The organism is Lacinutrix sp. (genome assembly GCF_023299985.1).
GTDB lineage: Bacteria > Bacteroidota > Bacteroidia > Flavobacteriales > Flavobacteriaceae > Lacinutrix.
In genome coordinates, this window is sequence record NZ_JALZVX010000108.1 from 1 (window position 1) to 6,430 (window position 6,430).

6 protein-coding genes are annotated in these 6,430 nt (G+C 28.9%); 5 read left to right on the forward strand and 1 reads right to left on the reverse strand.

The window, feature by feature from the left end; genetic code table 11:
• Positions 1-276: 276 nt before the first annotated feature.
• The 5 genes from Q0C58_RS05435 to Q0C58_RS05455 all read left to right on the forward strand — a co-directional run bounded on the left by Q0C58_RS05435 (position 277) and on the right by Q0C58_RS05455 (position 5,577).
• Entirely contained in the window at positions 277-735 is a 459-nt protein-coding gene (locus Q0C58_RS05435; RefSeq protein WP_290698537.1) for an Lrp/AsnC family transcriptional regulator, read from the forward strand.
• Positions 736-748: 13 nt separating this feature from the next.
• A complete protein-coding gene (locus tag Q0C58_RS05440) occupies positions 749-1,378 on the forward strand; it encodes a CPBP family intramembrane glutamic endopeptidase (protein WP_290698540.1) in 630 nt (209 codons plus the stop codon).
• A gap of 79 nt (positions 1,379-1,457) precedes the next feature.
• Positions 1,458-3,110, forward strand: a complete 1,653-nt coding sequence (locus Q0C58_RS05445) for a S41 family peptidase (RefSeq protein ID WP_290698543.1) — start codon at positions 1,458-1,460, stop codon at positions 3,108-3,110.
• Between the two features lie 121 nt (positions 3,111-3,231).
• Positions 3,232-4,632 (forward strand): dihydrolipoyl dehydrogenase, encoded by a 1,401-nt coding sequence (lpdA, locus tag Q0C58_RS05450; protein ID WP_290698546.1) that lies wholly within the window; start codon positions 3,232-3,234, stop codon positions 4,630-4,632.
• A gap of 369 nt (positions 4,633-5,001) precedes the next feature.
• A complete protein-coding gene (locus Q0C58_RS05455; protein ID WP_290698549.1) occupies positions 5,002-5,577 on the forward strand; it encodes a hypothetical protein in 576 nt (191 codons plus the stop codon).
• Positions 5,578-5,610: 33 nt separating this feature from the next.
• Here the strand turns inward: Q0C58_RS05455 and Q0C58_RS05460 are convergent, their stop codons facing one another.
• Positions 5,611-6,201 (reverse strand): hypothetical protein, encoded by a 591-nt coding sequence (locus Q0C58_RS05460; protein ID WP_290698552.1) that lies wholly within the window; start codon positions 6,199-6,201, stop codon positions 5,611-5,613.
• Between the last annotated feature and the right edge of the window lie 229 nt (positions 6,202-6,430).

The window sequence follows — 6,430 nt, forward strand, 5'->3', positions numbered from 1 at the left end:
AGTATAGGTTGAGGAATCTGAAATTGAAGGATTAACACCTCCAAACTCACCGAAGTATTGTAAATCTTGAATGTTATTTGCTGGTTTAAATGCCATAATTTTATATCTTTAAAAGTTGATAGTAATGATTATTATAATGTAAAATTGACATATTTTAGATTAATAATCAATAGATTTGTTTAAATTTAGTTTTTAAAACTTAAAAATATTTAATTGACAGTTTATTTTAAATAAAAAGTGTTAAATTTATTATTTCAACTGAAAAATTTTTAGATTATGAATTTCGATGCTATAGACACCAAATTAATAGAACTTTTACAAGAAGATTGTAAACAAACTAACAAAGCGCTTTCAGGTAAATTAAACCTCTCTATTACTGCTGTTTATGAACGTATTAAAAAATTGGAAAATAACGGAGTAATAGATAGTTATGTTGCTTTAATTAAAAAAGAAGCTATAGAAAAATCGTTTGTTGCTTTCTGTCATATTAAACTATCGAAACACACTCAAGAATATGTAGTTAGTTTTGAGAAAGATGTTGCAAAATTAGAAGAGGTTTTAGAATGCTTTCATATAAGTGGTGATTACGATTATTTACTAAAAGTTTTAGTGAAAGATATGGAAGCTTTTAGAGAGTTTATGGTAGAAAAATTAACTACTATTAATCATATAGGCAGTACACATAGTATGTTTATGATTAATGAGGTAAAACATACAACTGCAATTTCGGTTTAAATTTTAAATAAAAATGATCCAATCTACCAATTATAAGCTTATAGAATTATTTGTAATCTTCATTTTAGTACCTGTAAGTTTTGTAATAGATTTTCCGGTTTGGATAAAAATGATAATAGGGACTTTTGGTTTTGGTTACATTCTTTACGTGCTTTTAAAAATTGATAAAAATAAATTTAGAATTACTAAAAATATAAATTGGAAAGCATTTTGTAAACAAACCGTTATAAAGGGTATAGCCATTGCTTTATTAACTGCTTTATATGTTTTTATTACAGATAAAGATCAGTTATTTACTGTTGTATTAAATAAACCAATATTATGGTTAGTCATCTTGTTTTTTTATAGTTTCTTCTCTGTTTATCCACAAGAATTAATTTATAGAACCTTTTATTTTCAACGCTATGAAACGTTATTTCAAAATAAAAATCTATTCATTTTTGTAAATGCTGTAGTATTTTCTTTGGCGCATCTATTTTTTAAAAACGCACTAGTAATTGTATTAACTTTTTTTGGTGGATTATTATTTGCAATCACTTATAAAAAAACCAAATCAACGCTTTTAGTAACTATAGAGCATGCTATTTATGGTTGTTGGTTATTTACAGTTGGTATGGGAGAAATGCTTGGTTTCCCAAGTTAAAAAATAATACCCAAAGCAACCTTTTTTGTTTATTTTGCGTCTATAATTAATGTAAGCTAATAATTAATCATCATCATCAATGAAATTAAAAACTCACATATTCCTTAAGCTAAATACAATACATATTTGTAAAACGTTATTAATTCTGCTAAGTATTACATTACTGTTAAACTCTTGTTCTAGTGTAGAAAAACATAATTTACAAGTTACTAAATTACATCCAGTTGCAGATTTGCACGAAGATATCGATAAGGTTTACAAACAACTAAAGCGAAATCATCCACATTTATATGAGTTTACTACTAAAGAGGATCTAGACTTTAAGTTTGATAGCCTAAAAACAGCAATTAATAAACCTATGGATAGCCGTACTTTTTACAAGCAATTAGCTCAAGTAACAAAGTATGTTGGACAAGGTCACATGTCTTTAGCTCCTCCAGGTAAAAGGTATGAAAAGAAAGAAAGAAGGAAACTTAATAAGCTACGCTTTGATATTAGCTATTTAGATTTTGAATATCTTGAAAACAAACTATTTATTGCTAATGCTTTAGGTAAAGATTCTGTTTTAATTAATGCCGAAGTTTTAAAGATTGAAGATGAAACACCTCAAGATTTAATTAAAAAATATAAACGCATTATAGCATCAGATGGATACAATACTACATTTCATAATAGAGTAGTTGGTAATAGATTTATGCGTTATTATGCATACGATAAAGGACGTTTTGATAGTATCTCTTTAACATTAAAAAATAAAGATTCCACTTTTATTAAAAAATACAAAAGAGTTGCTAATAGAGATAGTGCAAAGATAAAGAGCGACTCTATTAAAATGGATTCTCTTAAACTTATAGCAAAAGTAAAATTAACTAAACAAGAACGAAAAGCAAAAAAAACTAAAGCTAAAGCACTAAGAGCATTTAATAGTAAATATGGAAAAAGACCTGTAAGGTTTATGCCTAAGGTTGAAATATATAACAGAAATTTAAATTTTGTAGGAAAAGATAGTACAGTTGCACTAATTAAAATAAGAGGATTTACAAATGGAAATTTTGAAGCATTTTATGATGAGACCTTTGCAACCTTAGATTCCCTTAAAACCAAAACATTAATTATCGATTTAAGAAACAACTTTGGAGGACGTTTAAAAGAAATTGATTATTTATATTCTTTTCTCACAGATCAAAACTATACATTAATAAATAAAAGCGAAACTAATACTCGATTTCCATTTTTAAAAGGCACAATGAGTAATACAAATCCTATAGGTTTAAAAATATTTGCAGGTTTAATAGCTCCATTTGTAAGTACTATAGAATTATTTAAGACCAGTAAAAAAGAGGGGAAACTTTATTATAGATTAAGCTCTGCTAAAGAGAAAGAGTCAAAGCAACTAAATTTTAAAGGTGAAATTTATGTGTTAATTAATGGTAATTCATTTTCTGCTTCGTCTATATTATCTTCACAACTACAAGGTAGTAAACGCGCTACTTTTGTAGGAGAAGAAACAGGAGGTGCATATAATGGTACAGTTGCAGGAGTGATGAAAATTTATGAGTTACCTAACACAAAAGTACGTGCAAGAATAGGATTATTACATATAGATTCTAAATACAAAACAGAAACAGAAGGCTATGGTGTAAAACCAGATGTAGAGATAACACCTACTTATCAAGATCGCTTAAATGGTTATGATCCAGAACTAGAATGGGTTTTAAAAAACATAGAGTAAAAAAGTAAATAATTATCATATAATAATGAGTTTTAAAATTCGGTATTAAACATTCAAAATTGTATTTTTGTAGCCATTATTAGTAAAATTAATTTCCGCGAAAGCGAAACATAAAAATATTATGAGTCAATACGATGTAGCCATAATTGGTTCAGGACCTGGAGGATATGTAGCAGCAATACGTTGTGCACAACTAGGCATGAAAACAGCAATAATTGAAAAATATTCAACCTTAGGAGGTACTTGCTTAAACGTAGGTTGCATACCAAGTAAAGCGCTATTAAGTTCTTCTCATCATTACGAAGAAGCAACAAAGCATTTTGCAGATCATGGTATAGAAATACCAGGAGAAATCAAGGTTAATCTTGAGAAAATGATAGGTCGTAAGCAAGCAGTTGTCGATCAAACTACTGGTGGAATAGATTTTTTAATGAAAAAAAACAACATCGATGTTTTTACAGGTGTTGGTAGTTTTAAAGATGCTACACATATAAAAATTGATGGTGAAAAATCTACAGAGATTGAAGCTAAATATAGCATTATTGCTACAGGATCAAAGCCTTCAAACTTACCATTTATTACATTAGATAAAGAACGCGTTATAACATCTACCGAAGCTTTAAAGCTTAAAGAAATCCCTAAGCATTTAATTATTATTGGTGGAGGCGTAATTGGTTTAGAGTTAGGTCAAGTGTATCGTCGTTTAGGTGCAGAAGTTACTGTTGTAGAGTATATGGACAGAATTATTCCAACAATGGATGCTAGCTTATCTAAAGAGTTAAATAAAGTCTTTAAAAAAGCAAAATGCAAGATGATGTTGTCTCACAAGGTAGAATCTGTTGAGCGCAAAGGTGATGAGGTTGTTGTAAAAGCAAAAAACAAAAAAGGAGAAGACGTAGAATTTAAAGGAGACTATTGTTTAGTTTCTGTTGGACGTCGTCCCTATACAGATGGTTTAAACCTTGAAGCTGCTGGTGTTAAATTAACAGATAGAGGTCAAGTAGAAACAAACGACCATTTACAAACAAATGTATCTAACATATACGCTATTGGTGATGTTGTAAAAGGCGCAATGTTAGCACACAAAGCAGAAGAAGAAGGTGTTTTTGTAGCTGAAACGTTAGCAGGACAAAAACCACATATAGATTATAACTTAATTCCAGGAGTAGTTTACACTTGGCCAGAAGTTGCAGCAGTTGGTAAAACTGAAGAAGAATTAAAAGCAGATGGTGTTGCATATAAAACAGGACAGTTTCCTTTTAGAGCTTTAGGAAGAGCAAGAGCAAGTGGAGATATTGACGGATTTGTAAAAATCTTAGCCGATGAAAAAACAGACGAAGTTCTAGGTGTACACATGATTGGTGCACGTTGTGCAGATTTAATTGCAGAAGCAGTAGTAGCTATGGAATTTAGAGCATCTGCTGAAGATATTTCACGTATGTCTCACGCACATCCAACTTTTGCAGAAGCTGTAAAAGAAGCGGCTTTAGCTGCAACCGAGGATCGTGCTTTGCATGTGTAATCTCATTCCTTTATAAAAAGGAATCTTATAATATATAAACGAGCTCAATTTGGGCTCGTTTTTTGTTTATTCTTATTTAGTATTCACTCTCATACTACCCTAAAATCTACCTCCAATAATTATAGATAAATACCAACAAAGCTTCAATCCATTTAATTTTTTATGAATGGGAACGAGATGAACTCAGGAACAACTGAAGCCTAATCTTAAAAACCACTAACCAATTACCACATAATTATACAATTATATATTCAAACTAAATTTAAGGAAACAGTGAGTATGTTAAAATTATTGTCACTTTAACGAATATATTTGTTTTTAAGCGTCATTATTAATAAATTTAAATCCCCAAATTAAATTTATTATATTATGAAAACTACCTACTTAGCCATTGTGTTTTGCTTATTTCTATCTATTAGTAATTCTCAAAACAAAAACACAGAGATTGTTGAACAGTTTATAGAAAACTTTAATAAAAAAGATTCGACAGCTACCCTAAATACCTTACACAAAAATTATATTGAAAGTTGGTATAAATTACCAATTAATTCAAGTAAGAGAGATTTTTCAAAAGCTTACTCATGGGCAAATGTAATGCATGAGTACGAAGAGATTGAAATTATTAGTACTAGTAGTAAAGAAGTAGTAGTTAATTCAATTTACTACTCAGATTTAGACGAGCTATTAGGCAACATGCCTTATAAATGCAAAAAGAAATTTGTAATTTCTAATGGAAAAATTATTAAAATAATAAATACAAAAAACAAACGCTACGACCTTTATCAAAACAAAAGAAAGAACACTTACGTTAAGTTTAAGAATTGGCTACGACAAAATCACGATTTAATACGCACCGATTTTAAAATGAATAGAAAAGATGCTTTAAAAATGAAAAAAATTGTTCTTGAATATCTTGTTAAAGACGAAATAGTAGAAAGAGACTAGTTTTTTAACAAGTCTCATGCAAGCTCTTTTTTATTAAAGCTCTTTAATTAAATCTTTAATTCTTAATCGGTTAATGTAGTTGTATTCATTTACATCTCTAACAAAACAGTATGGACTAATAGTTTTAGACTTTACTTTATTTGTTAGTTGTTCAACTGTAAAAGGCCCAAATTCTTTAGATTGCTCTATATAATAAAACTCATGGACGTAAATTAAATTACTAGCCTTATTTTTATACTTTTCGTGAAGAAACTGTTGTACATCTTCTATTGAGTTTAACGTATTAGAATAACTGCTTTCATTTATAAAAATAGCACAATCGTCTGTTTGTATTCTATTAAGTATTAAAACATCGAGATCTTTAAAATAGGCTTTAACAGTAGTTTCACCATCTTCGGTTAAAATAGAAAAAGTGTTTTTGCTTTTAATACACCAAGATGTTTCTGTGGTTGTTTCGTTTTCAGAGATTTGAAGCGTATTTTTATCTTTAAAAACATAAATAGCTTTCTTTTTAGATATGCCATTTACTAAAACCCATTGCTGATTTAAAAATAAATTGTCATAATGCGTGTCGTGATGAAACGGTTGTAAATTAGGTAGTAAATTAAAAATAGCAGCAGACATTAGTTAGATTTAGAGCGTTTTATAACAAACGAAAAACTAAAGGTAATATTTTATATGGAAGGATATTGAACTAGAAATGGAATTTAAAAAATATAATTATTAATATTAAAAACTCGAGTAAGCAACTGCAAACTGTCTCCTAGAGACTGTTTGTTAATTGCTACTTATTCTTGTTGTATTTATGATAGTTTTTATCTCCTCGCGTTTTAGGTTTTTTATACTTAGCAGC

Bases quoted from the DNA above. Each gene is read 5' to 3' on its own strand.
- Q0C58_RS05435 (WP_290698537.1), top strand. From the start codon at position 277: ATGAATTTCGATGCTATAGACACCAAATTAATAGAACTTTTACAAGAA.
- Q0C58_RS05440 (WP_290698540.1), top strand. From the start codon at position 749: ATGATCCAATCTACCAATTATAAGCTTATAGAATTATTTGTAATCTTC.
- Q0C58_RS05445 (WP_290698543.1), top strand. From the start codon at position 1,458: ATGAAATTAAAAACTCACATATTCCTTAAGCTAAATACAATACATATT.
- lpdA (WP_290698546.1), top strand. From the start codon at position 3,232: ATGAGTCAATACGATGTAGCCATAATTGGTTCAGGACCTGGAGGATAT.
- Q0C58_RS05455 (WP_290698549.1), top strand. From the start codon at position 5,002: ATGAAAACTACCTACTTAGCCATTGTGTTTTGCTTATTTCTATCTATT.
- Q0C58_RS05460 (WP_290698552.1), bottom strand. From the start codon at position 6,201: ATGTCTGCTGCTATTTTTAATTTACTACCTAATTTACAACCGTTTCAT.